The 26,951-nt window shown below is 53.3% G+C and carries 28 protein-coding genes; 5 read left to right on the top strand and 23 right to left on the bottom strand.

Annotated features, from left to right (window positions below; all coding sequences use genetic code 11):
• Positions 1-71: 71 nt before the first annotated feature.
• The 13 genes from NST43_RS24775 to nifB form a co-directional block, all read right to left on the bottom strand.
• Positions 72-1,778: an alpha-glucosidase gene (locus tag NST43_RS24775; protein ID WP_339219956.1), complete on the bottom strand. Its 1,707-nt coding sequence runs from the start codon at positions 1,776-1,778 to the stop codon at positions 72-74.
• Positions 1,779-1,987: 209 nt separating this feature from the next.
• A complete protein-coding gene (locus tag NST43_RS24780) occupies positions 1,988-3,142 on the bottom strand; it encodes a collagen-like protein (RefSeq protein ID WP_339219957.1) in 1,155 nt (384 codons plus the stop codon).
• Between the two features lie 343 nt (positions 3,143-3,485).
• Positions 3,486-4,256 (bottom strand): Cof-type HAD-IIB family hydrolase, encoded by a 771-nt coding sequence (locus NST43_RS24785; protein WP_339219958.1) that lies wholly within the window; start codon positions 4,254-4,256, stop codon positions 3,486-3,488.
• A gap of 203 nt (positions 4,257-4,459) precedes the next feature.
• Complete coding sequence (locus tag NST43_RS24790; protein ID WP_339219959.1) at positions 4,460-5,602, bottom strand: homocysteine methyltransferase; 1,143 nt, start codon at positions 5,600-5,602, stop codon at positions 4,460-4,462.
• Positions 5,599-6,351, bottom strand: coding sequence for a HesA/MoeB/ThiF family protein (locus NST43_RS24795; RefSeq protein ID WP_339219961.1), 753 nt, complete (start codon positions 6,349-6,351; stop codon positions 5,599-5,601). Before NST43_RS24795 ends, NST43_RS24790 begins: the two co-directional genes overlap by 4 nt.
• A gap of 47 nt (positions 6,352-6,398) precedes the next feature.
• Complete coding sequence (locus NST43_RS24800; protein WP_209993512.1) at positions 6,399-6,965, bottom strand: DUF269 domain-containing protein; 567 nt, start codon at positions 6,963-6,965, stop codon at positions 6,399-6,401.
• Positions 6,946-7,359, bottom strand: a complete 414-nt coding sequence (gene nifX / locus NST43_RS24805; protein WP_209993511.1) for a nitrogen fixation protein NifX — start codon at positions 7,357-7,359, stop codon at positions 6,946-6,948. The genes NST43_RS24800 and nifX overlap by 20 nt, the downstream gene beginning before the upstream one ends.
• Positions 7,334-8,662, bottom strand: coding sequence for a nitrogenase iron-molybdenum cofactor biosynthesis protein NifN (nifN, locus tag NST43_RS24810; protein ID WP_339219962.1), 1,329 nt, complete (start codon positions 8,660-8,662; stop codon positions 7,334-7,336). Before nifN ends, nifX begins: the two co-directional genes overlap by 26 nt.
• Positions 8,652-10,016 carry a nitrogenase iron-molybdenum cofactor biosynthesis protein NifE gene (nifE, locus tag NST43_RS24815; RefSeq protein WP_339219964.1) on the bottom strand — a complete coding sequence of 455 codons (1,365 nt, stop codon included), beginning with the start codon at positions 10,014-10,016 and terminating at the stop codon, positions 8,652-8,654. The genes nifN and nifE overlap by 11 nt, the downstream gene beginning before the upstream one ends.
• Positions 10,017-10,233: 217 nt before the next feature.
• Entirely contained in the window at positions 10,234-11,793 is a 1,560-nt protein-coding gene (gene nifK, locus NST43_RS24820; RefSeq protein WP_339219965.1) for a nitrogenase molybdenum-iron protein subunit beta, read from the bottom strand.
• Positions 11,790-13,247: a nitrogenase molybdenum-iron protein alpha chain gene (gene nifD, locus NST43_RS24825; protein ID WP_339219966.1), complete on the bottom strand. Its 1,458-nt coding sequence runs from the start codon at positions 13,245-13,247 to the stop codon at positions 11,790-11,792. The genes nifK and nifD overlap by 4 nt, the downstream gene beginning before the upstream one ends.
• Positions 13,248-13,280: 33 nt before the next feature.
• A complete protein-coding gene (nifH, locus tag NST43_RS24830; RefSeq protein WP_036723486.1) occupies positions 13,281-14,147 on the bottom strand; it encodes a nitrogenase iron protein in 867 nt (288 codons plus the stop codon).
• Between the two features lie 6 nt (positions 14,148-14,153).
• Positions 14,154-15,521 carry a nitrogenase cofactor biosynthesis protein NifB gene (gene nifB / locus NST43_RS24835; RefSeq protein ID WP_339219967.1) on the bottom strand — a complete coding sequence of 456 codons (1,368 nt, stop codon included), beginning with the start codon at positions 15,519-15,521 and terminating at the stop codon, positions 14,154-14,156.
• A 567-nt stretch (positions 15,522-16,088) separates the two neighbouring features.
• Between nifB and NST43_RS24840 the strand changes: the two genes are divergently transcribed.
• Positions 16,089-16,916 (top strand): TerC family protein, encoded by an 828-nt coding sequence (locus tag NST43_RS24840; protein ID WP_339219969.1) that lies wholly within the window; start codon positions 16,089-16,091, stop codon positions 16,914-16,916.
• 349 nt (positions 16,917-17,265) lie between these two features.
• On the opposite strand, the gene NST43_RS24845 is transcribed toward NST43_RS24840, so the two are convergent.
• The 3 genes from NST43_RS24845 to NST43_RS24855 are packed head-to-tail and all read right to left on the bottom strand — an operon-like array spanning position 17,266 to position 19,773.
• Positions 17,266-18,018 carry an ABC transporter permease gene (locus tag NST43_RS24845; protein WP_339219970.1) on the bottom strand — a complete coding sequence of 251 codons (753 nt, stop codon included), beginning with the start codon at positions 18,016-18,018 and terminating at the stop codon, positions 17,266-17,268.
• Positions 18,012-18,794 carry an ATP-binding cassette domain-containing protein gene (locus tag NST43_RS24850; protein WP_339219972.1) on the bottom strand — a complete coding sequence of 261 codons (783 nt, stop codon included), beginning with the start codon at positions 18,792-18,794 and terminating at the stop codon, positions 18,012-18,014. Before NST43_RS24850 ends, NST43_RS24845 begins: the two co-directional genes overlap by 7 nt.
• Complete coding sequence (locus NST43_RS24855) at positions 18,775-19,773, bottom strand: ABC transporter substrate-binding protein (protein ID WP_339219973.1); 999 nt, start codon at positions 19,771-19,773, stop codon at positions 18,775-18,777. The genes NST43_RS24850 and NST43_RS24855 overlap by 20 nt, the downstream gene beginning before the upstream one ends.
• Positions 19,774-20,028: 255 nt before the next feature.
• Between NST43_RS24855 and NST43_RS24860 the strand changes: the two genes are divergently transcribed.
• Both NST43_RS24860 and NST43_RS24865 read left to right on the top strand, forming a co-directional pair.
• Positions 20,029-20,427 (top strand): histidine kinase, encoded by a 399-nt coding sequence (locus NST43_RS24860; RefSeq protein ID WP_339219975.1) that lies wholly within the window; start codon positions 20,029-20,031, stop codon positions 20,425-20,427.
• Between the two features lie 252 nt (positions 20,428-20,679).
• Positions 20,680-20,865, top strand: coding sequence for a hypothetical protein (locus tag NST43_RS24865; RefSeq protein WP_036723496.1), 186 nt, complete (start codon positions 20,680-20,682; stop codon positions 20,863-20,865).
• Positions 20,866-20,972: 107 nt separating this feature from the next.
• Here NST43_RS24865 and NST43_RS24870 read toward each other — a convergent pair whose 3' ends face one another.
• From NST43_RS24870 to NST43_RS24880, 3 genes are read right to left on the bottom strand one after another with little or no spacing between them, the layout of a single operon-like run.
• Positions 20,973-21,809: an alpha/beta hydrolase gene (locus NST43_RS24870; RefSeq protein WP_339219977.1), complete on the bottom strand. Its 837-nt coding sequence runs from the start codon at positions 21,807-21,809 to the stop codon at positions 20,973-20,975.
• A gap of 52 nt (positions 21,810-21,861) precedes the next feature.
• The gene (locus NST43_RS24875; RefSeq protein WP_339219978.1) at positions 21,862-22,284 is read right to left on the bottom strand and encodes a MarR family transcriptional regulator; all 423 of its coding nucleotides are present in this window, start codon (positions 22,282-22,284) and stop codon (positions 21,862-21,864) included.
• A gap of 58 nt (positions 22,285-22,342) precedes the next feature.
• Positions 22,343-22,699 (bottom strand): helix-turn-helix domain-containing protein, encoded by a 357-nt coding sequence (locus NST43_RS24880; RefSeq protein ID WP_209993498.1) that lies wholly within the window; start codon positions 22,697-22,699, stop codon positions 22,343-22,345.
• A gap of 186 nt (positions 22,700-22,885) precedes the next feature.
• Between NST43_RS24880 and NST43_RS24885 the strand changes: the two genes are divergently transcribed.
• Positions 22,886-23,416, top strand: a complete 531-nt coding sequence (locus NST43_RS24885) for an NAD(P)H-dependent oxidoreductase (RefSeq protein ID WP_339219979.1) — start codon at positions 22,886-22,888, stop codon at positions 23,414-23,416.
• 7 nt (positions 23,417-23,423) lie between these two features.
• Here NST43_RS24885 and NST43_RS24890 read toward each other — a convergent pair whose 3' ends face one another.
• From NST43_RS24890 to NST43_RS24905, 4 genes are all read right to left on the bottom strand, one after another.
• Positions 23,424-24,185, bottom strand: a complete 762-nt coding sequence (locus NST43_RS24890) for a SagB/ThcOx family dehydrogenase (protein WP_209993496.1) — start codon at positions 24,183-24,185, stop codon at positions 23,424-23,426.
• A gap of 230 nt (positions 24,186-24,415) precedes the next feature.
• Positions 24,416-24,790, bottom strand: a complete 375-nt coding sequence (locus tag NST43_RS24895) for a retropepsin-like aspartic protease (protein WP_339219980.1) — start codon at positions 24,788-24,790, stop codon at positions 24,416-24,418.
• Positions 24,787-25,035 carry a hypothetical protein gene (locus tag NST43_RS24900; protein ID WP_036723516.1) on the bottom strand — a complete coding sequence of 83 codons (249 nt, stop codon included), beginning with the start codon at positions 25,033-25,035 and terminating at the stop codon, positions 24,787-24,789. The genes NST43_RS24895 and NST43_RS24900 overlap by 4 nt, the downstream gene beginning before the upstream one ends.
• A gap of 163 nt (positions 25,036-25,198) precedes the next feature.
• Complete coding sequence (locus NST43_RS24905) at positions 25,199-25,423, bottom strand: LuxR C-terminal-related transcriptional regulator (RefSeq protein ID WP_019908812.1); 225 nt, start codon at positions 25,421-25,423, stop codon at positions 25,199-25,201.
• A 424-nt stretch (positions 25,424-25,847) separates the two neighbouring features.
• Here NST43_RS24905 and NST43_RS24910 point away from each other — a divergent pair, with 424 nt between their 5' ends.
• Positions 25,848-26,825 carry a LacI family DNA-binding transcriptional regulator gene (locus NST43_RS24910; RefSeq protein WP_339219981.1) on the top strand — a complete coding sequence of 326 codons (978 nt, stop codon included), beginning with the start codon at positions 25,848-25,850 and terminating at the stop codon, positions 26,823-26,825.
• Positions 26,826-26,951 lie beyond the last annotated feature (126 nt).

Genomic DNA, 26,951 nt, shown 5'->3' on the forward strand with positions numbered 1-26,951 from the left:
ACAAACAGCAGTCCCGGTGACCCAGCCGGGACTGCTACACATCTATAGTTTCGGTTATGGGTTCGGTTCGCTTAAGCAGAACTCGTATCCATCCACTGCAGATACACGCGCGCTTCATAAGGACGGAGCTTCAGCTGGCGCAGATCCTCCTCTTTGACGGGCGGATAATTAGAGATCAGCAGCTCCAGCTTCTCGGCGGGCTGGAATTCCTCCGGCAGCTCAAATACAGGCTCATGCTCGTAGAAATTGAGGATCACCAGCAGCCGCTGATCCTCCAGCGTCCGGGTATAGGCATAGATTTCGGGATGCTCCTCCAGCAAGAGTCCGTATTCACCATAGACGATGACCTGATGTTTTTTGCGGAGCTGGATCAGCTTCTTATAATAATTGAAAATAGAGTCCGGGTCCTTGACGCTGCTGGCCGCATTAATCTCCCGGGAGTTCGAGTTAACCCTGATCCAGGGCGTCCCTGCGGTGAACCCGCCTTCCTCGCCATCATCCCATTGCATCGGAGTACGGGCATTGTCGCGGCTCTTGGTATGAATTGCAGCCATGATGTCGGCTTCGGGAACGCCGTTCTTTCGCTTGTCCTCATAATAGTTCAAGGTCTCGACATCCCGGTAATCATCGATCGACTCGAAGGCTACATTGGTCATGCCGATCTCCTCACCCTGATAAATATAAGGCGTGCCTTCCAGTATGTGAATGAAGGTGGCGAGCATTTTGGCCGACGGGACCCGGTAGAACAGGTCATTGCCGAACCGCGACACCGAGCGCGGCTGGTCATGGTTGCACAGATAGTTGGCGTTCCAGCCCCGGTTATGCAGCACAGTCTGCCAATCGCTGATGATCCTCTTGAGATCCGTCAGCTTCCAGGGCACCACATCCCACTTCCCGCTGCCCGGCGAGGCGGCATCCAGATTCATATGCTCGAACTGAAAGGTCATATTCAGCTCGCGGCGTCCGTCACCGACATAATCCAGCGCCTGCTCCGGCCCGAGCCCCGAGGTCTCCCCAACCGTCATAATGTCGTAGTAATAGAGCACCTTATCATGCAGGTTCTGCAGCAGGGTATGCACATGCTCCAGGTTCGAGAACATGTCATAGGCGCGGACCGTCGGAGTGCCGCCGGGGTTCAGCGCATCCGGGTAGCCCTCCGCCTTCACGATATGGGCAATCGCATCAAAACGGAAGCCGTCCACTCCCTTCTTCAGCCACCACTCCACCATCTCATGCAGCTTGCCGATTACAGCAGGATTCTCCCAGTTAAGATCCGGCTGGAACCGGGAATACAGATGCAGGTAATATTCATCAGTACGGGGATCCAGCTCCCAGACCGAACCGCTGAAGTAGGATTCCCAGTTGTTCGGCGGACCGCCGTTTTTACCTTGTCGCCATATATAATAGTCCCGCTTGGGATTGTCCTTCGAGCTTCTGGACTCCACGAACCACGGATGCTCATGCGAGGTATGATTCAGCACCAGGTCCATCATCAGCTTCATCCCGCGGGAATGCATCTCGCGTAGCAGCAGGTCAAAATCATCCATCGTGCCGAATTCCTTCATAATGTCGCAATAATCGCTGATATCATAGCCATTGTCATGGTTCGGGGATTTATAAATCGGGCAGACCCATATCACATCCACCCCGAGGTCCTGCAAGTAATCAAGCTTCGATAATATTCCGCGCAAATCTCCAATTCCATCACCGTTAGCGTCCATGAAGCTGATCGGATAGATCTGGTAGACAACACTCTCTTTCCACCATTTAGGGTTCACTTCAGATACCTCCGCTTCTCTCGATTCCTGTTGCATAAGACACATTAATATATTTTAACCAGAACAACCGCCTTCAACCAACCAGTGTATTCACAAGCCTGATCGACCTTTGCCGCAAAAAAGAAAAGCCGGATACCCTGATCGGGTACCCGTCTTCTGCCGGGACGTATCCGGCCCAATGAGTGGAATTATTCTGGTCAAAAGAGTCACTAAGCCAACTGCTTAATAACAATCGAAGCATTGACATTGGCTTGTGTTCCTCCAGCCAGCGTCTGCAGGGTGACTGCAGCAGCCGAGCTGTGATTCCGAAGCGTCAGCACATCGCCTGACGATAATGCGATGATCGCCTGGCCGGTATTCTGCTGGGTGCCTGCACCCGACCCATAGACCGTTCCCGGAACCTCTGCCCCGTTCACGAACAGGGCGAACTGGTTGGGCTCTACACCCGAGACCGAGAAATTAACCTCATAGATTCCGGCATTGGTCACCGAAATTGTAGTTGTACCAGGGGCATGTGTAATTCCGGGAGTAAGCAGCCCATTTGTATCAAAAGACACATCTGCCTCAATCGGCACTACCTGCGCACCGAGGTTATATACGTAACCGAACTCGGCAATTCCGCCAGCCGCCCCTGTGGCACCCGTCGCTCCCGTTGCCCCGGCTGGACCGGCAACCCCTGTTGCACCCGTTGCTCCCGCTGGCCCCGCCGGGCCGATGGCTCCTGCCGCTCCCGCTGGCCCCGCCGGACCGATAGCTCCTGCTGCTCCCGCAGGCCCCGCCGGACCGATAGCTCCTGCCGGGCCCGCCGGGCCGATGGCTCCCGCCGCTCCCGCAGGCCCCGCCGGGCCCGCCGGACCGATCCCGCCGAGCGCTCCGGCCGCGCCTAATGCTCCCGCCGCGCCCGCCGCTCCGAGCGCACCTTGGGTACCGGCTGCGCCCAGCCCCCCGACTGCTCCGGCTGCGCCCAACAGCCCTGCTGCTCCCGCTGCTCCACGGGCACCGGCTGCGCCAGCGGCGCCAAGTGCTCCGGCTGCGCCGATTGCCCCCAGTGCCCCTGCGGTTCCCTGTTCGCCCAGCGCTCCGGCTGCTCCCGCTGCGCCGAGCGCACCTGCGGCACCTGCGGCTCCCGCCGCTCCCAGTGCTTCAACAGCGCCTGCCGCGCTTAAGGCTCCGGCCGCACCCGCTGCTCCCAGCGCACCTAATGGAATATTGACGCGGACAATTTGCTGCTTGACGATAATTTTCTTGCAGCCGCATTGGTTGTCCTTCCGTTTTCTCACAGGACGCTTCACTTTTGGCAGCGGGCATTCTGCGATCTCATCTTTACAGATCCGCTTCTTTCTCTTATGTTTGGTAAGACCCATGCTCAACACCTCCTACAGACTTTATGTATCCTACTCCGTTAACCCAGAGGAGGCATGGACATTCATCCCGTAGGCAAATATTTATTTTGGGAAAACGGGTGATTTGTACCGGTTGGACAAGCTGAATTCATCTGCGCAGAGCCGAAATTGTTCACCCGCCCTATCACACCCCGTCCAGCCAAAACATATACTATTGCCGGACAACCCGCCTTCGATTGCCCCGGTGATCATATTTGATTGCAAGAGAACCCGTTCAAAATGCAAAAAAAGTATTCCATTGCATAAACTGCAATCGAATACTCGTCTAAGCCTTTCCGCTCCGGGCAACGCCCCTGGAGGTAATCTACAGCAGGCCCACCATCCTCAAGCCTTCATAGATGCCGTCCTCACGGACAGACTTCGTAATGAAGGAGGCGGCCGCCTTCGCTTCCTTCTCGCCATTGCCCATGGCAATGCCATATCCGACATACCCCAGCATCTCCACATCATTCAGGCCATCGCCAAAAGCATAGACCTCTTCCTTCTCCACCCCGATCACCTTCAGCATCTCCGCGATCCCGTTCGCTTTGGAGCCGTTGCCGGGCAGCACATCCATACACAGCGGGTGCCAGCGGATGAAATTCAGCTCCGGGTACCGCTCGGCGTAGACCACCTGACTCTCCTGCGGACAGAAGATCATGGCCTGGTAGATGTCATTCTTCAGGAAATATCCCGCATCATGCGTTGGAAATACCAGCTTCAGCGAACCGACGCTCGTATTGATGTACTCATGATCGGCCACATTCACTCTCATGCCCGCCGTATCCGTATACGCAACAGGGTGATCCAGCTTCTCCGCGAACAAGGTCAGCTCTTCCAGCACGCTGGTCGCAATCGGGTTCTTGTACACCGGCTTCCCTTCATAGACTACATACTGCCCGTTCAGCGAGACATACGAGTCAATTCCCAGCTCCTCGCGCAGCCCCTCGAACATATAATCCGCTCTTCCGGTAGCAATCGCTACATGGTGCCCGCGTCTCTTCAGCTCCGCTATCGCTTCTCTGGTGGAAGCCGGAATGTTCTTGTCTTCATCATAGATTGTACCGTCAATATCGAAAAAAATCGTTTTCTTCAAAGTGATGCCTTCCCTTCCCCATACGCTCTGCCTATTTACAGCCTGCTCAAATTGTAACAAAATCCTCCGTCAAAGTGGAGTCTATTCTCCCCGCCGCTCTGCCAAACTCGGATATCATCAGGCCTTATATTCCCAAAAAAGCTGCGCCGCACTCCACATGGAGGACAGCCCAGCTTAAGCATCCGCATATTTAAAAATATATATTATACCGCATTCTGCGCGCGCTGCTGCTCTTCCATCAGCCACTGCAGCAGCATGACTTCCGGCACAGTGCCCTTGCGGGCCTCCGCGTAGGCCCGGACCTTATCTAGCAGACGGCCGGCTGTCTCGGCGCTGACCGCAAGTCCCTGCTGCTCCAGCACATGGGCCACGCCGCCGCTGCCGGAATGCTTGCCCAGCACATAGCGGTGCGCGCGGCCGACCACCGCCGGATCGAAGAACTGATACGTCTCCTGCTTCTTCATCAGCCCGTCCACATGAATCCCGGATTCATGGGTGAAGGCGAGCTGCCCCACGACCGGCTTCGCATCGCTGACACTGCGGCCGGACGCGGCGATGACCTTGTCCGCGAGGCCCTGGAGCCCCTCCAGCCGGACCGCACATTCCCCGCCGTACAAATAGCGCCAGGCCATGGCTACTTCCTCCATGGCCGCATTGCCGGTCCTCTCGCCGATCCCGGCCACCGTCGTACTGGCCCACACCGCTCCGGCAGCTATGCCGCTGAGCGTGTTCGCGCAGGCCAGCCCGAAGTCATTGTGGCAGTGTACCTCCAGCTCCACATCCTCAGGCACTTCTCCCAGCAGCTGGCTTACCCGCTCTGCCACCTGCCCCGGATGATGGGCCGAGACGGTATCTGCATACCGGAACCTGCGGATGCCTTCCTTGTATAAGGTATTCACCACTTCAATCAGGAAGCTCATATCCGCCCTGGAGGAATCCTCCATGCCTGCCGATACGGTCATGCCCTGCCGCAGCCCGTATTCCACGGTACGCAGCAGCTTGTTCAGGCCTTCCCGGGGCGTCAGCCCCAGCTTCCCCTGCAGCTGAATCTCCGACACCGGAATGGAGATATGGCTCCAGTTCACACCGGTAGCCTTGGCCTTGTCAATATCCCCGGGGACCGAGCGGTTCCATGTCATTAGCTTCATGGGTAATCCCAGCTCAGCAACAGCGGCAATATCCTCCTGTTCCCGTTTGCCCATGGCAGGAATGCCTACCTCTGCCTGCTCTACTCCGCTCTCCGACAGCAACTTTGCGATTTCCAGCTTTTCCGCCCTCGTGAATGAAACTCCAGCCGCCTGTTCACCATCCCTGAGTGTCGTGTCACATAGCTTGAGACGTTTCACGGTTTACCTCCCTCTCCGCAGCAAGCGCAATTCGGATTACGGGTAATACGGACGCTATAACAGGCGAAGTCGAGTGAGCTGAAGCGATGCATTACGCCCGCATAAGTTGTCCCTACCCCTGTAATCCATTTTACGGCCTCCAGCGCTGCCAGACAACCGGCAATCCCGGAGGTGGCGCCCAGAACCGGGAAGCCGAGCGGCTCCCACTGCGGCGGCAACTCCGGATACAGACATTCAAGGCAAGGCGTAAGTCCGGGGATCACCGTAGTGAGCGATATTTCAAAGCCATACATGGCCGCCTCCACCATCGGTGTATTCGTATCTATACACAGCCGGTTCAGCGCATAACGCTCCGGGAAGTCGTAACGGGCATCGATGACAAGATCAGCCGCTTCCACCCAAGGCCATGCCGCAGGATATTCAATTCTTGAATTATAGCCTTCAATCTCCACATGCGGATTCAGCTGCTTCAGCCGGGCAATCGCCGTACTCATCCGCTCCTGGCCGAGATGCTCACTGTCCATCAGAATCTGCCGGTTCAAATCCGGGGCCACAATCACCCCCTCATGAGCCAGAATAAGCCGGCCCACGCCAGCCGCCGCCAAATAAAGGGCAGCCGTTCCGCCAAGCCCGCCGATCCCGGCCACCATAACCGTCGCTTCCTTCAGCGCCTTCTGCCCGTCCTCCCCGAGCAGCTTCAGCTGCCGGGTGTACCGTTCCAGCTCTAACCCTCCGGCAAGCTGCTCCATCACTGACTCCCCCTGTGACCAGTTATATTAGATATTCCTTTCTTACTCTAGCCCTCCAGGCTAAGCAGGCCGTGCGCTGAAGTCAGCTCCTTATATTTCTCCAGCCAAGCCATTCCTTCTTCAATACACTCCACCCCGTACGAAATCGTCTTCTCTGCCGAAGTGAACGGGAAGGGGAAGCCGGCCCGCAGGCTCTTAAGCACCACAATAACTCTGCCGCTGTAGAGCAGCCCCCGGCCGAAGCCCTCGCCGTTAATCTCCGCTGTACTCTGGATCATAAGGCCGGTTCTCTCCTCCATAACGCCTGCCATGGCCTGGAACAGCAGCGGCACCTGCTGGCGAACCTTGGGCGACACCGCGCAATTGAATTCCGACTGATCCTTATCCCCGGCAGACGCCAGGAACAGCTTCCCGATCTTCTCCAGCGGTGGAAGGCTGCTGCTATGTCCGAAGAAGTCTCCGGCATCCAGAAGATGACACAGACGCCGGATCAGGGCATCTGCGGTCTCCGGATTCAGCTCCTTGCGCGCTTTGGGACTGCGCTGTCTCACCGCCGCAGCTCCCGGAATCACCGTACCCTGCAGTGCCGCACTCTCATAAGTCATGGGTTCCATCCGCTTCTCCTCCTTCATTCTCTTCCGCTTCCTCTGCCCGCAGCACCTTGGCCAGCCACATCGGCGGCTTGCCCTGAAGCATCTCGACCAGCCGCTTCAGCTGCCCCTCGATAGGGCTGCCCAGCGGAACCTTCACCGGCATAATCTTCCGGCGTGTTACCCGCGCAGCGGCCGATGCACCGATCTGCATGATGAAGATCAGGGTGCAGTCACCTACGGAATCCAGGCGGCTTTCGATTTTGCCTGCTTCATCCTGGTGCGGTATGGCAGACAGTCTCCGCAGCTCCACCAGCTCGGCCCCGGCTTTCGTTACATTATATACAGCGAACATCGGACTCTGTCCGAAATGCGCATTCACACGGCTTCCATCATCTGTGGCGAACGCTACTTTCACGGTGCCCTGCCTCCCTTTGCATTAACAGATTCCCTGCTTTATTACTCCATTCCATCGCCCCCCGGTACCCGACTGAGACGGACATGTAAGCGCCGAGCTCATTCCAGACCGGGAACCCGGCCGGCATGAACGCGGTACCCGTCCGCTGCGCCCCGGCGATCCCGTGGGAATTGCTGATCCAGAGATCCGCTCCCTTGCCCAGCACCTCGGCATCATCCAGATCGCCCACCCATACCTCGCGCTCCATTCCGGCAATGAGCGGGGTCTCGAAGGAGGTGATCAGCGCCTTCTGCTCTACGCCCAGTTCCTCCAGCCACCCCGAGACCGAATACAGATGATCCGGTTCCAGTGCGGCAAGAACCGACATTCCGGCAAATTGAAAATGGGCGTCCAGCATGCTGTCGAGCAGATTCTCCCGCTGCCAGCAATACCGCAGCGGCACCGGCTCTCCGCTGATCTGATGCAGGAAATGCAGCAGTTCATCGGTTGCCTTAAGCCCCATCGCCCCCTCGAATACCTTATACGGGGTGCCTATGGCATTATGCAGCCGTCTGGCCGGACGCTCCATGCTGCCGCCCACGGCAATCGTCAGCCCGGACTGCAGGCTCTGAAGCATAGAGTCCAGCGGAACCCCGCCGCGCGTCAGTGGCGAGAAGCCGGTAAGCAGATGGCCGGACAAGGAGGTCGAGATATCCGGCAGCGCAATCACCTCGAAGCCGAAGGAGGAGATGATCTCCTTCAGCTCCATCACATCGGCCGGGGTTAAGAACGAGCCCGGCAGCAGGGTAATCTGCCGGGTATTCATGCTTCTCGTCCCCCGGTGTCCTACCTGCTGGATCATCTCGTCAATCATGGCCTCCACCGTAGAGCTGAAGCCCGATTCCAGCGATCCGCGAAAATCAGGCAGCACCACGGAGAAGGCGAGACCTCCGCGCATATTCCGCTCTCTTTTATACGTCTTAAGCATGTTCTGATAATCCACACCGGCTACATCGGTCAATTCCGTCCCAATAATGCCAATGATATCCGGGCGGTGCTTGCTCAGCACCAGATTCAGCGCCTCCTCCAGATTGCGGTTGGCATCGAAGATGACATCCATCTCCTGCAGCGCCGAGGTCTGCAGCGCAATCGGTTCCCGGAAATGACGGGTCAGGAGCGCCTTCGGAAAAGCGGAGCAGCCCTGGGAGCCGTGAATCAGCGGCATGGCCCGGTAGCAGCCCTGCAATGCCAGTACGGCACCCAGCGACTGCCCGATCTTCATCGGGTTGACAGATGCGGGCTTTTTTCTCCGGTTAACGGTCATAGGGCGGCGCCTCCTTATCCCAGGGAGCAGGGCTTGCCGCCAGCTTCCAGATCGGGTTCGTAAGTGAATAGGTCAGCTCTTTGGCCAGCCGCAGCAGCCCTTCATATCCAGCATACGCTTTGTGGCGCTCCTGATTGATATCAATGAAGGGAATCTGCTCTTTCATCGCCACATACATATTGCGGCCGCCGGCAATCATAATATCCGCCTTGCGTTCTCTTACCGTCTTGATCATCCGGCTGGCCCCGCCCTCGGGAATGTATTCCGTATCATCACCCACGCGGTCGGCAATCCGCCGCACATCATCCTCCGTGCTTTTGTTCGTGCCTACCCCGACGACCTGAACACCCAGCTCCTTCAGAGCCGAGATTACGGACCAGCTTTTGACGCCGCCTGTATAGAGTACAGCCCGCTTCCCCCTCAGCAGCTTGCGGTAAGGCCGCAGCTCCTGGCTTAACCGGGCTTCCTCCCGCTCGGTGAGCCGGTCCACGCGCCGCTCCATCTCCCGGTCATTCATCAGATAGGCCATCTGGCGCAGCGAATAGGTCGTCTCCTTCGCACCATAGAACGAGCCTTCGAAATACGGGATGCCGTATCTCGCCTCCATCTCCTTGGCAAGGCCGAGCAGCGCCCGGCTGCAGACCACCATATTTACTCTCGCCCGGTGCGCCCACGTAATCTCCTTATAGCGGGCATCTCCCGTAATCCGCGAGGTTACGGCGATCCCGGCGCTGTTCATCAGCTTCTCAATATCCCACATCTCACCGGCGATATTGTACTCCCCGATCAGGTTGACCCCGAGATCCGTCTCCGGCTCCGGCTCCCCTGTCCCAATGACATACTGCAGCAGCGCATCCCCCGCCAGCCGGTTCCCGAGATTCTTGCTGCCGACGAAGCCGGGGCTGTTCACCGGGATAACAGGAATCCCGATCCGATCCGCCGCCTCCTTGCAGACCGCATCCATATCTTCGCCGATCAGCGCGGTGACGCAGGTAGAATATACAAATATTGCCGGAGGCGCAAAGCGCCCGGCAATATAGTCAATGCTGTCCTTCAATTTTTTCTCGCCGCCAAAAATAATATCAGAATCCGTAAGATCCGTAGCGAAGCCATATTGGGACAGGGAGGGACCGCTGGATAACGCGCCTCTGCTCTCCCAGCTGTTACCGGCGCAGGCAATCGGTCCATGAACCAGATGCGCAGCATCCATAATTGGCAGCAGCGTAATCTGGGCTCCGTCGAAGGAGCAGCCTCCAGCAGCTTCACCCGGCTTGGGCCTTGGACAGGGCTTCGCCTTAGGCGCTATACTCCCGCAAGCCTGAGAATCAAATTCATCTTGCCGTAAAGGGTCCATCGGCTCTTCATCTCCTTCGCTTAAGAGGCTTGTGTTCCACACGAATCTTGCGCTCTTCCTGATGAGGCAGGTGCCCATGATGGCAAGAATCCTGGCCCTTCGCCGCCCCCCGAATTAATCGTAGCCGCAACAACCGCTGCCGCATATTCCGGGGGAGGAGAAGGCCAGGTTAGCCAGCCAATCCTCTTATACTGGTAATGGCTAAAGACATCCGGCTCTAGCGCACCAGCTCAAAATTAAAGCCGGAGTTATGATCATCCAGCTGCTGCAGGATCGTGTTCACGATCAGGCTGAGCAGGTTGAGTGTTCCCTGATACCCGATAATCGGATAACGGTGCATGTGATGGCGGTCGAAGATCGGGAAGCCGACCCGCACCAGCGGCACCTCCGCATCCTTGGCGGCAAATTTCAAATGGGAGCTGCCAATCGCCAGATCCACCTGATCATTCAGCAGCAGCGAGCGCATATGCCATAGGTCTTTACCCACATGCACAGTTGCTTCGGAACCGTAAGGACTTGCTGCCAGCAGCGCCTCAGCTTCATCCTTGAACTTCACTTCGTTGTAATCCACATCGCCGTTCGAGCAGACGATATGCACCGGCTCCATTCCGGTCTCCAGGCAGAACCCGATCAGGCCAATAAGCAGATCCGGGTCGCCTACCAGCGCTACCCGCTTGCCATGCAGGTAAGGGTGACTATCCATCAGTGCATCCACGACACGGCCGCGTTCTTCCGTGAGTATTGCTGGGATCGGGAGACCAGTCAGCTCACTGATCGTATCCAGCAGAGTATCTGTGCCCTTAATGCCCAGCGGCGTGGATAACGCTGCCAGCTGCTGGTTCCAGGTACCGCTGATATATTCCTGGGTCTTCTTCAGCGTATACTTTTGCAGGGACAGGGTTGCAAGCGCATTGGCAGCCTGCGGAACATCCGCAAGCTTCGTGCCGCCGTAGTAATATTCATACTCTCCGGTTGCCGGTGAATCGTAGTTCCCGCTGTGGTCTCCCAGTATGGTGTACTTGGTATCGAAGGCTCCCAGAATCTTGCGCAGCTCCGCGAAGTTGCCGGTGTACGGCTCGAAGCCCAGCATCACATTCAGCTTCTCCCCGCTCTCCGCGCCGCTACCCGGCTTGCCTCTGGTACCCGAACGGGTGTAGAGGTAGCTCAGGATACCTTTGATCATGGCGTCGTAGCCAGTGATATGCGAACCGACGAAGCTTGGCGTGTTGCAGTAGGCCACCGGATATTCCTCACTGATCACCCCTTTAATGCGGGCATTGCCGATAAAAGAGTTCAGGTCATCCCCAATGACCTCTGCCATACAGGTAGTACAGATCGCAACCATCTCCGGTTTGTACAGGGCGACACTGTTCTCCAGACCGTCAATCAGGTTGTTCATTCCGCCGAATACGGCTGCATCCTCGGTCATGGACGTAGACACGGACGGCGTAGGCTCCTTGAAGTGGCGGCTGAGATGGCTGCGGAAGTAGGCGTTGCAGCCCTGCGACCCGTGTACGAACGGCAGTGTCTTCTCGAAGCCGAGCGCGGCCATGACTGAACCCAGCGGCTGGCACGCTTTATGCGGATTGATCACCACATTCTGACGGCTGAAATTCTTCTCCATATATTCGGCAGACTTGGAGTAAGCGAGTGCTTCGGCGGTCTCCTGCTCGCTGCAGGGCGCTTCGAAGGGCTTCTTGTTCTCCCGCTGCTGCACATAACGCTCTTCTTTGAACAAGCTGGTATTATCTTTAATGTTCAGTTCATCCATGCTCATACGCCCGCCTCCTCCGGCTCCATTTTGCCTTGTCTGCTCACCAGATCCCATACCGGGCTGTTCACGGTCATATCCATATCCTTCGCAAACACCTTAAAGCCGTCGAAGCCGTGATACGGGCCGCTATAATCCCAGGAATGCATCTGGCGGAACGGCACACCCATCTTGTGATAGACATATTTCTCCTTCACACCTGAGCCCACCAGATCAATGTTCATCTTCTTCGTGAGCTCTTCCAGCTCGTAAGCGGTAGGATCATCCATGACGATGGTCCCCTCGGCAAGCATCGGGAGCATCTTCTCAAAGTCATCCTTGTGGGCGAATTCATAACCGGAGGCTACGATATCCATCCCCAGATCCTCATAAGCCCCGATGGTGTGGCGGGAACGCAGGCCCCCGATCATCAGCATGACGGTCTTATTTTCCAGACGGGGTCTATATTTGCGGATCACTGCATCCATAACCGGCTTGTATCTGGCGATCATCTGCTCGCAGTTCTCCTGAATCGTGTCATCGAAAAGCGCTGCAATCGCCCGCAGGCTCTCATACGTCTTCGTAGGCCCGAAGAAATTGTATTCCAGCCAAGGGATGCCGTAGGCCTTCTCCATATGGTCCACCATATAGTTCATGGAGCGGTGGCAGTGGATCAGGTTCAGCTTCGCTTTGTGGGCTACCTCCAGCTCGTTCAGAGAGCCGTCACCGGACCACTGGGCAATAACGCGCAGGCCCATCTCTTCCAGCAGGATACGAGAGGCCCAGGCGTCGCCGCCAATGTTATAATCGCCGATGATATTCACATCGTAGGGACCGGTCTCCGCCAGCTCGGCACGGCCCAGCACGAAGTCACGGATCGCATCGTTCGCAATATGATGGCCCAGCGACTGGCTGACCCCGCGGAAGCCTTCGCAGCGTACCGGAACAATCGGCAGCTCCAGCTCCTTGGACATCTTCTTCGACACTGCTTCGATATCATCGCCGATCAGGCCGACCGGACATTCCGACTGGACAGAGATCCCCTTAGCCAGCGGGAACATCTCGGTAATCTCACGCATAATGACAGCCAGCTTCTTATCGCCGCCGAACACGATATCCGTCTCCTGAAAATCACTGGTAATCTGCATCGCCGTAAAGTTATCGATGCCGAGCGTTCCGTTCGCAAAGTTACGGCGTGTGCCCCAGCTATATTGTCCGCAGCCCACCGGCCCGTGACTGATATGGACCATATCCTTGATCGGGCCCCAGACCACCCCTTTGGAGCCGGCATAAGCGCAGCCGCGCGGGGTCATCACACCCGGACGGGATTTGATATTGGATTTCACCGCACAGGTGCTGCAATCAATGGCCTTTTCATCCGCCACCTGAAAATGCTTCTCGCGGTCCTTCCGCGCCTTTTTGGGATAGGCTTCCAGAATCTCTTCAACCAGCTTCTGATTCTCTTCAATATTCAGCCCCATGGTTTGACCCTCCTTTTCTCTTCGCCTCAGAGCTTATTGCCCGGAAGCCGCCAGCTTCTTGATCGCAGCTTCTTCATCTTCAATAATGCCGAATTCCATCAGCAGCTCTTCCAGCTCTTCCATCGAGATCGGGGTAGGGATCGTCAGCATTTTGTTATTGAGGATTTTCTCGGCCAGGATTTCATATTCTTTCGCCTGCTGATGCTCAGGATTATATTGGGCTACGGTCATTCTGCGCAGCTCGGCATGCTGAACGATGTTGTCGCGGGGAACAAAGTGAATCATCTGTGTGTTCAGGCGGCGGGCCAGCTCCATAATCAGCTCATCCTCACGGTCTGTATTCCGGCTGTTACAGATCAGGCCGCCGAGTCTTACGCCGCCGCTGGTCGCATATTTCAGGATACCGCGGGCGATATTGTTGGCTGCGTACATCGCCATCATCTCGCCGGAGCAGACGATGTAGATCTCCTGGGCCTTGCCCTCACGGATCGGCATGGCGAATCCGCCGCACACAACGTCACCCAGTACGTCATAGGAGACGAAATCCAGATCCTGATAAGCGCCCTCCTGCTCCAGAAAGTTAATCGCAGTGATAATCCCGCGTCCCGCGCAGCCTACCCCCGGTTCCGGACCGCCGCACTCTACGTTGATAATGTCGCCGAAGCCTGTCTGCAGCACATCCTCAAGCTCAAGGTCCTCTACGGAGCCAAGCTCAGCCGCCAGTTCCAGCACAGAGTTCTGAGCTTTGGTATTCAGGATCAGACGGGTGGAATCCGCCTTCGGGTCGCAGCCTACGATCATGACTCTTTGTTTGAATTTGGTTGCCAGCTGAGCCAGGGTGTTTTGTGAAGTCGTCGATTTACCGATACCGCCTTTACCGTAGAAAGCGATTTGTCTCATTGTTCATCATCCCTTCGAAATGTTTAGTTTTTCAAAATAAGAGCTGTACTTCACGCTTTCGAGAATGGCTTCCTGAATGCCGCCTTTGCGGACAAGAGGCAGGACACCGTTTGTGTTCAGGCTGGCCCTTGGGGCCTCGCCGATGCCGGAGCAGAGAAGAATGCGGCAGTCACTTAGAATCGATATAATTTCTTGCAGCGTAGCTGCTTTGTCACCGTTACAATCGGCCTTGCCATGGCAATACGCTTGGATCTTGCGGACACCCAGGAGCTGCACATCAGTTCCGTCGGTGTCGTAGACCAGGAACTCAGTGGCATGACCGAAATGCTGATTCACCTTGTCACCGCCTCTGGTAGCAACCGCGACCCGCGTCTTCTGCCCTCCGGCCTGAATGCGTCTGGCCTGTTTGGCTAAGACTCGCTCGCGGATCTTGGTGTCCAGCTCACTCTGGAACATCGCCCGGGCTTCTTCATTAATGACCGGTTTGGCCTCCATCGCTTCGAGCGGAAAATCGGGATTGCGGTCCTGGCCCAGCAGCCCGATCGCATCGGCCCGGCATTGCCGGCAGTGACGCATAACCTTCATCCCCCCGCGGCCCAGCTGCTCCTGCAGGTTAAGCAATTCCTTCGGACGGGGCGCCTTGCGCCCATCCGCTTCATACTGGCTGCCTGGTGCGATAATAAGCGGTGTTACATTGTGCAGCGTAGCCCCGAGCTCTTTTACCCGCGCTGACACTGCGCTCAGATGATGATCGTTAACCCCCGGAATCATAATGGAATTCACTTTGACCAGAATCCCCAGCTTCGCCAGCAGTTCAAGTCCCAGCAATTGACGGCTGATCAGCAGCTCGGCTGCCTCTCTGCCTTCGTACCGGACCCCTTCATCGGACACCCAGGGATAAATCGCCTGGCCGACCTCAGGGTCGATGGTGTTGATGGTGATCGTGACATGGCGGATGCCCAGCTCCATAATCTCATCCACATGCCGGTACAGCGTGAGTCCGTTAGTACTGAGACAGAGGGAGACATCAGGCACATGCTTCCTTACCCGGGCGAAGGTATCGAACGTCTGCTCCGGGTTCGCCAGCGGATCTCCAGGTCCGGCTACACCCACTACCGAGAGCTGCATCAGTTGGGAGGCAACTCCCCGCACCTTGCGTTCCGCCTGCTCCGGAGTAAGCACCTCACTGACCACGCCCGGCCTGCTCTCATTCACACAGTCGAACTTGCGGTTACAGTAATTGCACTGGATGTTACAGGCGGGAGCAACCGGGATGTGCATCCGGGCATAAAACCGGTGAGCCTCCTCGCTGTAGCAAGGGTGGCGGCTAATCTCCTCCTCCGCTTCACTTGATAGACATGACGGCTGCATCATTTCCCACCTCCTAAAAGTTTTATGGTTCAACTAGCCTTTGTTTCGGTTAATGTTATTTTATATAACATTCACTTCACTTGGCCGCTTTAATTAGTCTCATCATATTTTCATTACCGGGGATCGTCAATTAGTCCAACGTTCATTTCGTCCTTCATTTCCTTTTGTTTGCAGTTTCGCCATATCATATGTCAACTTATATGACTCATACTTATCATGTTTCCGTTTTCAGGCCAGTCATTTCTATTGATATTTGTTCTCACAAAAACATTGACAATGTCTCTTAACTCGGATATGATACTTTTAGTCAGAAGCGAATACCTTATAATTTCATATAATCCCGTAAAGGGGAGTAGCTGTTAGATAAAATCGTCAATACGAGAATGTGAGGATGTTCTCCGGTTTTATCGGCAATAAATTATTGTTAGCGAGACCTTTACCAATCAGGTTACCTTTATTCCAAAGGCTAATCTGTTTGGTAAAGGTCTTTTTTATATAGTTTTGGTTACAATAGTTGTATCATGGGTATTTTTCAACAAAGCAGCTAAACCACTTGAGGAGGAAACAGCAATGGATTGGGGATTATTATTAGAATACGGATGGGTATTGCTCGTTCTCGTAGCACTGGAAGGGCTGCTTGCCGCAGATAACGCACTTGTACTGGCAATCATGGTCAAACATCTTCCTGATGAGGAACGTAAGAAGGCGTTGTTCTACGGATTGGCCGGGGCCTTTGTGTTCCGGTTCGGATCGCTGTTCGTCATCTCCTATCTGGTGGATATTTGGCAGGTACAAGCCATCGGAGCGCTCTATCTATTATTTATCGCGGGGAATCACATCTTCCGAAAAGTGTTATTCGCTAAGCCGGTCACGGAAGAAGCCGCCGAAAGCGGAAGTCCCGGAGCTGTTAATAAGAAGAAAGCCAGCTTCTGGTTCACTGTATTTAAGGTAGAAGTAGCCGATATCGCCTTTGCGGTGGACTCCATCCTCGCAGCCGTAGCCCTGGCCGTTGCTCTTCCGCCAAGCGGAATCGGCCACATCGGCGGCCTCGACGGCGGACAGTTCCTCGTGATCTTTGCGGGCGGATTCATCGGTCTTGTGATTATGCGGTTCGCTGCTTCCTTCTTCGTTAAGCTGCTTCATACCCGTCCGGGCCTTGAAGTTGCCGCCTTCTTCATTGTCGGCTGGGTTGGGATTAAGCTCGCTGTCATCACTCTGGCTCACCCTTCCCTGGGTGTATTGTCCGAAGACTTCGCGCACAGCACCTGGTGGAAATTAACCTTCTATGTGGTTCTGATCATCATTGCAGCTACAGGCTGGTTCTTAAGCAGTGTCAAGACCGAAGAGAATGTCGGCGAGAATCCTGTCAAGGAAGTCGATAAGCAGCTCGGTAAATAATCTCTATTAGAAAGAAAAGCTATATAAGATGCCCTTAAGATTAGAACTCAAAGCTTGGTCGTCGCTGCGGTGAACATTTGGACTTCCGGCCGCTGCCCAATTTGAATTTCCTGATTGAAACCGCTACTCGCGGTAGAAATCCAAATACAAAGGCGGTCGCTTTCGCTCCTACAGTTCCAAATTTCCCCTCCGTTTCTTTTTGCTTTTTGTTAATTCTTTAGTGCGTCTTATATAGTCCATAAAAAAGAAATCGCCCCTTTGGGATGGATGGTCGATCTTCCATCTTACCAAAAGGGCGATTTCTTTTTGAGTTTTTGAAACTTAGATGTATTGTATACCGCTTAAACAGCTACCTCCGCCACTTCATAAATCTGTAATCCAGCACATCCACCAGCAGGAACAGCACGAATCCCACCAGACTGAACAGCATAATTCCGGCATACATCTCAGGGTAGTCCAGCCGCAGCCAGGCATCCATGATAAAGAAGCCCATACCATGCTCCGTACCATAGATTTCGGTGAAAAAGAGTACGGAAATCGCTGTGCCCAGCGATATGCGAATGGTACTGAGGATCACCGACAAAGCGCCGGGAAGCGTCACATTCCAGAATTTCTGCATCGTGCTGGCACCTATACTCGTCAGTACATCATAAGTACTCTCGGGGATAGCCTTCACACCATCGCGTACCGAGATAATGACCTGGAATAGCAGGATCAGCATAATCATCAGCACCTTGGAGGTTTCTCCGAGTCCGAAGAAGAGCATGACCACCGGCAACAGCGCAATTTTGGGAATCGGATAGGTCAGATAGACGACGGGGTCCAGTATCCGGTTCCAGAAGGGGGAGCGGCCCATCAGCAGACCGGCCAGCAGACCCAGCAGCAGAGCCAGCAGCACACCTTCAGTGATCCGCATCAGACTGTAGCCGACATTCAGCGCCACATCATGGGCCCCCAGTTGAAACATCGCCTTATACACCGCACCCGGGCTGGGCAGAATCGCGTGATTCATGAGCAGATAAGCGACATACCAGACAACATTCATTCCGGCAAAAACGAGCAGCAGGCGCAGCAGGTGAACAAAATGCCGTCGTTTTACCATTTCTCCATCATTACCTTTCGGATTCTCTTGGACTGCATAAAGTACTCATCGCTCTCCCGCTTCTCGGAATGCTTCATTGCAAATACAGCAGCGTTCTCGAGAATCTCCGGCGGCTCCTGCTGTCCCGGCAGCATGATGATAATCTTCTGTCCCAGGAGAATCGCCTCCTCCACATCGTGGGTGACGAACAGCGTGGTCGCCGGATGCGCCTGCCAGTTATCGATAAAAATCTGCTGCAGCCCTTCCCGCGTAATGGCGTCCAGTGCCGAGAACGGCTCATCCAGCAGCAGAAGGGTCGGCAGAATGGCAAAGGCGCGGGCAATGGCTACCCGCTGCTGCTGACCGCCGCTCAGCGAGAGCGGAAACCGGCCGGCGAGCTGGGCAATCCCCATGGATTCAAGCCAATGCATAATTTGCCGGTCCTGCTCCCGCCGATTGTGGCCTGCCCCGCCCGGACGGGCGATCCGCATCGCAATCCGGATGTTGTCACGGACCGTCTTCCAGGGCAGCAGGCCATAATTCTGCGGCACCAGCCCGATCAGCGTGTCCTTATCATGAACAGATCTGCCATTGAAGAGCAGTTCCCCCTCGTAACCGGGCAGCAATCCGGCAATCGCCCGCAGCAGCGTGGATTTGCCGCTGCCCGAAGGGCCGATCACCGTATAAATCCCGTGCTCCGGCAGGGTCAGGTTCATTTCACCCAGAGCCAGCTGCCCGTTCTGATAAGCTACATGGAGCTGATGAATGCAGAGACCGCTATTTTTTAAACTGGACATCGGAGATCACATCTTCAGCCGATAGTGTTTTGGTCAGCAGTCCTTTTTCACGGGCCCAGGCAAAAGCAGCCTCCACTTCCTTCACATCCACCTGGTTCGCAGGCAGATACTCCGGCACCTTAATCTCATTCTTCAGCGTGTCGGGAAAACCCACTTCCTTAATAATCAGGTCGATATATTCCGATTGGTCATGCGTCTTCATATAATCAACAGCCTCATCATAAGCGGCGTACATATCACGGATTCCCTGACCCTTGGCATCAATGGCACTCTGCGGAAAAGCCAGCACAAACGGATTGATACCCGCACTGTGAGTAGAGCTGAGAACGCGCAGACCTGCAGTGCGGCCCATGGTTACAAAAGGCTCCGGCAAAACAGCCGCATCCGCCTTATTATTCTTAAGCAGCTCCAGACGCGTTGGAATCTGCGGCACTTCCGTTACAGTAATATCGGCTTCCGTCAGGCCTGCCTGCTTCAGCATCATAGCGACGGTATACTGGGTCGAGGTATTCTTGGACAGGATGACGTTCTTCCCTTTCAGATCCTTTACCTCTTTCACTTCATCATTTCCGGTCAGCAGGTCGAATTCACCTGTGGTCGTGCTGGTGATTTTGACATCGAGTCCTGCTTCATTATAGATCGAGATCGCCACCAGATCCGCACTGAGGCCATCTACCTTACCCGCCTGAAAAGCCACATCACGATCCTTCGCGCTCTTGAAGGTCTGGATATCCAGGTTCACATGATGCTTCTGATCGAATCCCTGCTCATGGGCAATAATAAAAGGAATCGCGTCGATGGATGGCAGTAGTCCCAGCGATATCGTAACAGCCTCAGCAGGTGCAGCTGCAACAGCTCCTGTATTCGAATTTTTGGCATTTCCTGCCTGATTTGCGCTACCGCATCCGGCAGCTACCACGCTGACAGCAGCGGTCAGCACGACTAGCTTCATAAGGTGTTTCCAGTTTCTTGTCTTCATGAATCTTGATTCCCCCATCTCTTATCGGTTACGCTTCATGCGAATTTATTCACATACATAGTACACCCATTGTCCTATTTTGTATATTTATAAATTTAAGTATCAGTCTTCTAATGTCCAATATGTTCATGGAATTCTTTTTACAGCAGCACCCAATAATGACGCAAATATGCTATAATAACCTGTACCTATTCCGCAGGTATCCCCCCTTCAAGCAGCAGTCCTATTCCAACCCTATCTAAGGAGCTGTGCCCAATGAGCGATGTAATTCTCCAACAAATTCTTGCCGAGCTGCAAGGAGTAAAATCAGAAATTTCAGGGATGAATTCCGAAATTTCAGGAATCAAGTCCGAAATTTCAGAAATAAAGTCCGATGTTAAAAATCTTCAGTCAGAATTCGCTGCATTCAAGTCTGAAATTTCAGCCGAACTGGTGATCATCAAGGCTGACATTGAAAGTATTAAGGAAGATACGAAGCTAATTCCGCTTATTCAACAAGCGGTGTCCGAAGTCAACGCTGAAGTCGTTGCTGGCCGGGATACGCTGGAGCGGATCGACCGGAGCCTACGAGGACATGACGCAACGCTGGATATACTGGCCCGGCGTTCTATAGATCAGGAAGCTGAATTGAAACGTTTAGCTGCTTCTGCATAAAATCCTGCCCCGAAGCGACCGCCCTCCCGGCTGCCGCTTTTTTTGTTGCCCGCACACAGTCCATCCCACAAGGACATTGTTCTCTTATGCAAATACAAACCCAGTTATATCAACATTATTCCTTATTTATTTGTCTTTTATAGGCGGACATTTCATTGCTTTATGGATTATGTATGCTATAATGAAAACGTAACCAAAAGAGATGTCCCAGAGGTTTATTACCGTATTTCATCGCCAAGGAGGATGAATGCAATGCTGGCAGGAATTAAGGAACTGAAGAATTGGGTAACCGGGATGTGGCAGCCGGGGATGGCTTCCGGGGAAGAGGATTACCGGAGAATGGAATACAGCGCACACCGCCATCTGCACACACCGCCAACCCCAAGCCCGCTTACTTACGAACAGGAATCGCGCATCAAGACCGTCAAATTTCACTAATTCCAATTAGATCTATATATAGAACACCCTTCACCTATCAGGTTAAGGCCGCTAAGGAACGGGAGCATCCCGGTTCAGGCGGCCTTTTATTTGTTGCACTAAATTCATTATCTTGCTAACCATCGCAGGATCGTCTGTGCCGCTTCCAGATAGCGCTGTCCTACGAGCAGGCCGGTATGGGTGGTGTTCCAAAGACCTGCATAGGCTGCGCGGAAATACGCTGCATTGGCTCTGCCACGGCGCTCATCCTCATCACTGTTAACGGCATGGATCACCAGACAAGGGCAAGTAATGTACCCGCTGTCTACGGATACCCCCGCTGCCCCGAAATGATAAGAAAAAGTTCGAAAAGCCTTGGCGGACTCCATCGTCAGGTATTTGCGCTGAAACGCTATGTCTTCTGCCGTTTCATCCAGGCTGCTCTCCTCTTCGCGGACCGGAGCGGGCACTACATTAACTGGTATCGTTCTGACGATATCCGTATAAGGGACCTCCTCATGTACCTCTCTACATAGACTTGAATCAATCAGCACAAGTCCGGGCAGTCCGGCTGTCTCCGCCACCTTCTGGCTAAGAATCCCGCCCATGCTGAACCCGATCAGGACAGGAGTAACTCCGCATTCAGCCTGGATCACCTGCACCACTTCATGGATATCCTCCAGATAATCTTCAAAGGTAATCTGCGTCATATCCAGCACACGGCTCCGGTAATGACTTCTCAGATTCATCACATAACAGGTCCAGCCTTCGCGAATGATATGGGGAATGTGCTTGCTCCACATCCAGCTTCCGGTATACGCACCATGTACAAACAGCAGGGGTGCCTTATTCTCCTGTTCCTGGCCTTCCCGGGCCTCTTCTCCTTTATAAATCTCCAGGTAGAGATCATGCTCACCGACATATTTCTCTCTATGCGGCGGTAACTCATCAGTGTAGTCTCTCATTGTAATGTCCTTTCCATAATTAGTTTGATATCAAACTAAAATGCAAATTTTTTTAGAAATTATGATTGATTTTCATTAAAATCGCCAGCAAAATTGTCTGCTCCTCTTCCGTGATATCGCGGTAGAACTGCTTCAGCATGGCAGAAGAGACCGATTCAAATACAGGCTCCAGCTCCTTCCCCTTCCCGGTTAGAGTGACGTATACGTACCGGGTGTCCTCCTGATCCCTCTCCTTCTTAACCAGTCCCAGCCGGACCAGCTTATCCACAAGTGCTGTAACCGTAGATTTGTCCTTATGAATATGTGCCGAGATCTCGGCCATAGTGAGTCTGTGCTTAGACAGCAGCGCATAAAGAATATCCCCGTGTGAGGTGGCAATGCCGTCTACTCCCTGCTTCGCCATCTCTTGTACGATGAACCGGTTGACCTTCTCGCGGATCTTGGATATAAGTGAAATAGCATCTCTAGTTTCCATAAATGAATTATAGTTTGATATCAAACTAATGTCAATAGATCAGTATTTGAGTGTGCTCCTATTCGGGGTCCTTATCAAGCAGCATGACTTCCTCGCCCCGTTGCTGCCGGATCGCAATATTGGTTCTGCCCCAGGAGCACATCAGGTCAATAATCTCATTGGCTGTGATCCCGTACTCGGTGATGTAATATTCCACTTTGGGCGGCATTTGGCTATAGACCACTCTGCCGATGATCCCGTCACGTTCCAGCTCACGAAGCTGCTGAATCAGAACCTTTTGCGAGATGCCCGGAATACTGCGCTGCAGTTCACTGGTCCTCTTCGTTCCCGACATCAGTATACATATGATCAGCGACTTCCACTTCCCGCCGATAATCTCAAGCGTCGCCTCGATCCCTAAATGATATTGCTTCATCCCCGGCACCTCCCCTGTCATAATATGAACACTGCTTCTCTTAGCATGCCACAATATCCGCTAAAGTCTAGTGCACACCTTGAGGTAACCTTGTTACTTTATTGTGTGTATTTACATTTTCGGGGGCTTACAAAATAATAGAAACAGCTGCACAACACAAATTATACACCGGAAAGGTGATCCATAATGACAACCCTGATAATCCTGGCACACCCCGATATAGAGGCTTCAAGAGTGAACCGGAGATGGAGACAAAAGCTGCTGCTGCATCCGGAGGACGTAACGGTCCACGAGCTCTACAAGGAATACCCGGACTGGAGCATCAATGTTCCGCGGGAGCAGCGTTTATTGGAGGCGCACGAGCTGATTATTTTCCAATTCCCCTTATACTGGTACAGCTACCCACCGCTGCTGAAAAAATGGCTGGACGATGTGTTCACTCACGGCTGGGCTTACGGTTCGAGCGGGAACAAGCTGCAGGGTAAGAAGCTGGGCATTGCTATGACCATTGGCGATAAAAAGGAAAACTACCAGCCTGCCGGGTCTGTTTCTTTTACAGTAGATGAGATCATCGCCCCGTTCCAGGCCAGTGCCATCCATGTCGGCGCAGCCGCCCTACCTTACTTCGCCGTGTTCGGCGCTTCCTTCCAGGCGAGTGACGATGAAATTAATCAGAGTGCCGTGGAGTATCTGGAGTATATCCTTCGGAACCGGTAATATGCCGCTATTCCCGCTTCTTCCCGACCGCGCCAAGGTAGATCACAAATTCTTCATCGCCATCCAGTTCGAGCACCTCATCAATCAGCTGCTGATCATATATTCCGATGGCACAAGCTCCGGCCCCGATGGATTCACTGGCCAGGTACAGATTCTGGCAGACATGCCCGGCATCGATGAGAATTTTTTTGTGCGCGGAGATATCATATTTCCATTCCGACCGGTACGGCGTAGTGCTCCAGGCGAACAGAACAGCAGCCTTCTTGGCGAAATTGGGAACAAAGGGCTGATCCAGCGTGATCGCATCAATCTTCTGTTCCAGCTGGTCTAATTCAAACATAAATAACAGCTTGTGCTCCACAGGAAGGTACCGGTAGATGCCCTGTGGTATACCTTTGACCCGCATAATCATCAGATAGGTCTCAAACGTATGGGTCGCCCCGCTGCACGGTACCGTCCGCAGAGTCAGTCCGTTCTTGCTCATCCCCGTAATACCCTGCGTGGCCCACAGTAAATAGGATAGCTCCTCCAGACTTAGCGTGTCGGCCGAATAGAATCTTGTACTCCTTCTTTGGCCGATGCAATCCACAATATTGTTCTGACTCACAACGTCCCGGCTGACCTCAGGCAAATCAATGATCTGTGCTCCCTCATCATAGGGCTTCACAATCGGCGGCTGCGCGATGCCCTTAATCTTGTCTGTTCGGATATGCTTGAATTCATGAAAATTCGATTTCAGCAATTGTCTCTGTTGTTCGTATCTTGTCATTATAGATCCTCCCGGCGTCCCTTGATCCTATAAATTTATCATGTGATTTGAATTAGTTTGTGATTATAATCACTATCTTTACAAATACAAAGCTATTTTTGCAGCGATGACTGTCCTGCTTGAAAAACAGACCAAATGATGCCTTCTTACCCGACGGCAGTCACTTGGTCTATTCCTGTTTATTTTCAAAAAAATAATCCATATACTATTGAAGCATGGAAGCGATATTTTTAATGCGAACGCAACTCCATCTTTTGCATATCTACGATAAAACCATAAGTCCGCAAGATATCCAATCCAAGCAATCCTTTGTGAGACTTCGGAAGTATTCCCACATCAATCTCCACATCTTTAATTATAAATGCATCAATTTCAATTTGATCCATCACTTTAGTGTAAAAAGGTACCGTTCCCCCAACACCATACGCTTCATAAACAGGGTCTCCGTTTTCATAAGTTACACCTATCTCTTCAAGTACATCAGGACTGAACACAGTATGCGAGGAACCCGTATCAATAATGATATCCTTAATTTGCAGCGTTCTCCCTAGATAGCATACGGAAATATCTATTGTCAGGAGTTGTCCATCATAAGCTATCTTCATGATCGCCGCCTCACTCTCATCAATGGGTCTCTGCGCAGATGAATAACGCACTCCTCATTGGCAGTGTGATAGACAAGATTTCCAGGTTCGGCGCTGAAAAATTCCTGGTTGGCGTTCTTCTCAGATACTGCACGAACAGGAGCTACTTCCGTTATAATTTTCTTATCATCTTCCTCACGATAGTCAAGAATGGAAAGCAAAACAAATTGGTCAGGAAACAATTCTCTTACTTGCTGCCATTTCATTCTTTCACACCTCCCGGGTAGCCATCGATAAAAGTGGTTCTAATGAATTCATTTTATCATAGTTTGAAATCGAATTGAGAGTTGGCACGCCAACAACAAAAAACCTCCCCTCATCCCGAAGGATAAGAGAAGGCTTAAACGCATCACCTCTGAAGCATGGCAGCTAGATTTTCAGCTCCCCAAGCTTGATCAGCTCGACAACCGCTTGTGAACGGCCTTTTACGTTTAATTTTTGCATTACGTTTGAGATGTGGTTGCGGACGGTTTTTTCGCTGATGAATAACAGTCCGGCAATATCCCGTGTAGTTTTGTCCTGCACAAGAAGCTCGAATACTTCGCGTTCACGATGCGTCAACAAAAATTTGCTATGATGTTCGTTGCCCTTCAATGGTGTCACCCCTCCTTGCCCTGGGTTTGTTTGGTATAACAAGGTAAAGGGATACAGTCAAACCATACTATGTGGAGGGGCAGTTAATGGTGCTGTCACAGCATTAAATTGGGCGGGGGCAGGCGCGGAGTCTGGACAATCCAGGCATATCGCAGCCAGGACGCAGCAAAACAGGCCGCAGCTCCTTATGCGTTAAGGGCGGCAGCCGGCGGGCACATGCAATAGAATTCGAGTTACAGCAACAAGCTGTACCGGTCCGTCACGCCCTTTCGGTCACGCCGGTTTCTCCGGTAGAGATTGTTGTTGCACCCCCAGTGTAATGTATGAAATGGATTCCATAGCAAGCTTTTTATCGGCCGAAAAGCTGTTCATTTCTATGTTAGAATAAGGTCATACCAGTCTCACACAGGAGGCGCAGACGAACGTGGCTAATATTAAAGAAATCGCCCGGATGGCCGGAGTATCTGTAACGACCGTCTCACGGGTGCTGAATAATCATCCGTATGTCAGCAAGGACAAAAGAGACGCTGTACTGCAAACGATTGAGCAGCTCGACTATACCCGCAATATGAACGCCGTTCATCTGATTACCGGACGTACCGGTGCGGTGGCGGTGATTCTGCCTTATATTCATGCTTTTTATTTCTCGATTATTATGAATGGACTTGCCCATGAAGCGCTGCTCTCGCAATACCGGCTGATTCTGTGCCAGAGCAATTATCTGGAGGAAGAAGAAATCAAAGTGCTGGAGATGCTGCGCCATAAAGAGATTGACGGTGTCGTGATTGTATCTACTGCGCTGAAGCCGGAGATCATCGAGGAGTATACGGCTTACGGTCCGATTATCACCTGCCAGGACAGCGGAGAGCGGCGCTATTCCTCTGTCTATATTGAGCATTATGCGGCTTTCAAGCAGGGGCTGGAGTATTTGACCGGCAAAGGTTACCGCTCCATCGGTTATTGCGAGGGACGGCGTAACGGCAGCAGCGCAGTGATCCGGCAGACCGCTTACCGCGAATTCATTGCTGAGCATCAGCTGGCTTTTGAAGAAGAATGGATGATCTATGACTGTACAACGGAGGAAGACGGCGCAGCCGCTGCACTGTCTCTGCTGAAAATGTCTCAGCGGCCGGAAGCCATGATTATTACGGGAGACCATGTAGCCGCCGGGCTGATCATTGAAGCGCGCAGAGCCGGTCTAAGCATCCCTGATGACCTGGCGGTTATGGGCTTCGACAACCAGCCGATCGGCCGGCTGCTTCAGATCACCACCATGGACAACCACTTGTATGAGATGGGGGCCGCCGCTTTCCGCATTATCCATGAGCAGATTCACTCGGAGCGCCCCGAGCCGGTCTACCGCAAGCTGGACTACCGGATTATCGAGCGGTCCACGGTGTAGAATAGGGCTGGCTTCCGGGCAGTTATAGAGACAGCAGCTTCAAAAATATGCGTACAGCGTCCTCTGGCCGGGGGACGTTTTTTTGTGCATTTTATGTGAGTTATATGCGCGGTTTCTATGAATATG

Source organism: Paenibacillus sp. FSL H8-0332, from assembly GCF_037963835.1.
In the GTDB taxonomy this organism is placed as follows: Bacteria; Bacillota; Bacilli; order Paenibacillales; family Paenibacillaceae; genus Paenibacillus_AQ; species Paenibacillus_AQ rhizoplanae.

Coding starts and splice junctions, on each gene's coding strand:
- NST43_RS24780 (WP_339219957.1), bottom strand. CDS start 3,142: ATGGGTCTTACCAAACATAAGAGAAAGAAGCGGATCTGTAAAGATGAG.
- NST43_RS24795 (WP_339219961.1), bottom strand. CDS start 6,351: ATGGAGCAGCTTGCCGGAGGGTTAGAGCTGGAACGGTACACCCGGCAG.
- NST43_RS24800 (WP_209993512.1), bottom strand. CDS start 6,965: ATGGAACCCATGACTTATGAGAGTGCGGCACTGCAGGGTACGGTGATT.
- nifN (WP_339219962.1), bottom strand. CDS start 8,662: ATGACCGTTAACCGGAGAAAAAAGCCCGCATCTGTCAACCCGATGAAG.
- nifE (WP_339219964.1), bottom strand. CDS start 10,016: ATGGACCCTTTACGGCAAGATGAATTTGATTCTCAGGCTTGCGGGAGT.
- nifK (WP_339219965.1), bottom strand. CDS start 11,793: ATGAGCATGGATGAACTGAACATTAAAGATAATACCAGCTTGTTCAAA.
- nifD (WP_339219966.1), bottom strand. CDS start 13,247: ATGGGGCTGAATATTGAAGAGAATCAGAAGCTGGTTGAAGAGATTCTG.
- nifH (WP_036723486.1), bottom strand. CDS start 14,147: ATGAGACAAATCGCTTTCTACGGTAAAGGCGGTATCGGTAAATCGACG.
- nifB (WP_339219967.1), bottom strand. CDS start 15,521: ATGATGCAGCCGTCATGTCTATCAAGTGAAGCGGAGGAGGAGATTAGC.
- NST43_RS24840 (WP_339219969.1), top strand. CDS start 16,089: ATGGATTGGGGATTATTATTAGAATACGGATGGGTATTGCTCGTTCTC.
- NST43_RS24845 (WP_339219970.1), bottom strand. CDS start 18,018: ATGGTAAAACGACGGCATTTTGTTCACCTGCTGCGCCTGCTGCTCGTT.
- NST43_RS24850 (WP_339219972.1), bottom strand. CDS start 18,794: ATGTCCAGTTTAAAAAATAGCGGTCTCTGCATTCATCAGCTCCATGTA.
- NST43_RS24855 (WP_339219973.1), bottom strand. CDS start 19,773: ATGAAGACAAGAAACTGGAAACACCTTATGAAGCTAGTCGTGCTGACC.
- NST43_RS24860 (WP_339219975.1), top strand. CDS start 20,029: ATGAGCGATGTAATTCTCCAACAAATTCTTGCCGAGCTGCAAGGAGTA.
- NST43_RS24865 (WP_036723496.1), top strand. CDS start 20,680: ATGCTGGCAGGAATTAAGGAACTGAAGAATTGGGTAACCGGGATGTGG.
- NST43_RS24870 (WP_339219977.1), bottom strand. CDS start 21,809: ATGAGAGACTACACTGATGAGTTACCGCCGCATAGAGAGAAATATGTC.
- NST43_RS24875 (WP_339219978.1), bottom strand. CDS start 22,284: ATGGAAACTAGAGATGCTATTTCACTTATATCCAAGATCCGCGAGAAG.
- NST43_RS24880 (WP_209993498.1), bottom strand. CDS start 22,699: ATGAAGCAATATCATTTAGGGATCGAGGCGACGCTTGAGATTATCGGC.
- NST43_RS24885 (WP_339219979.1), top strand. CDS start 22,886: ATGACAACCCTGATAATCCTGGCACACCCCGATATAGAGGCTTCAAGA.
- NST43_RS24890 (WP_209993496.1), bottom strand. CDS start 24,185: ATGACAAGATACGAACAACAGAGACAATTGCTGAAATCGAATTTTCAT.
- NST43_RS24895 (WP_339219980.1), bottom strand. CDS start 24,790: ATGAAGATAGCTTATGATGGACAACTCCTGACAATAGATATTTCCGTA.
- NST43_RS24900 (WP_036723516.1), bottom strand. CDS start 25,035: ATGAAATGGCAGCAAGTAAGAGAATTGTTTCCTGACCAATTTGTTTTG.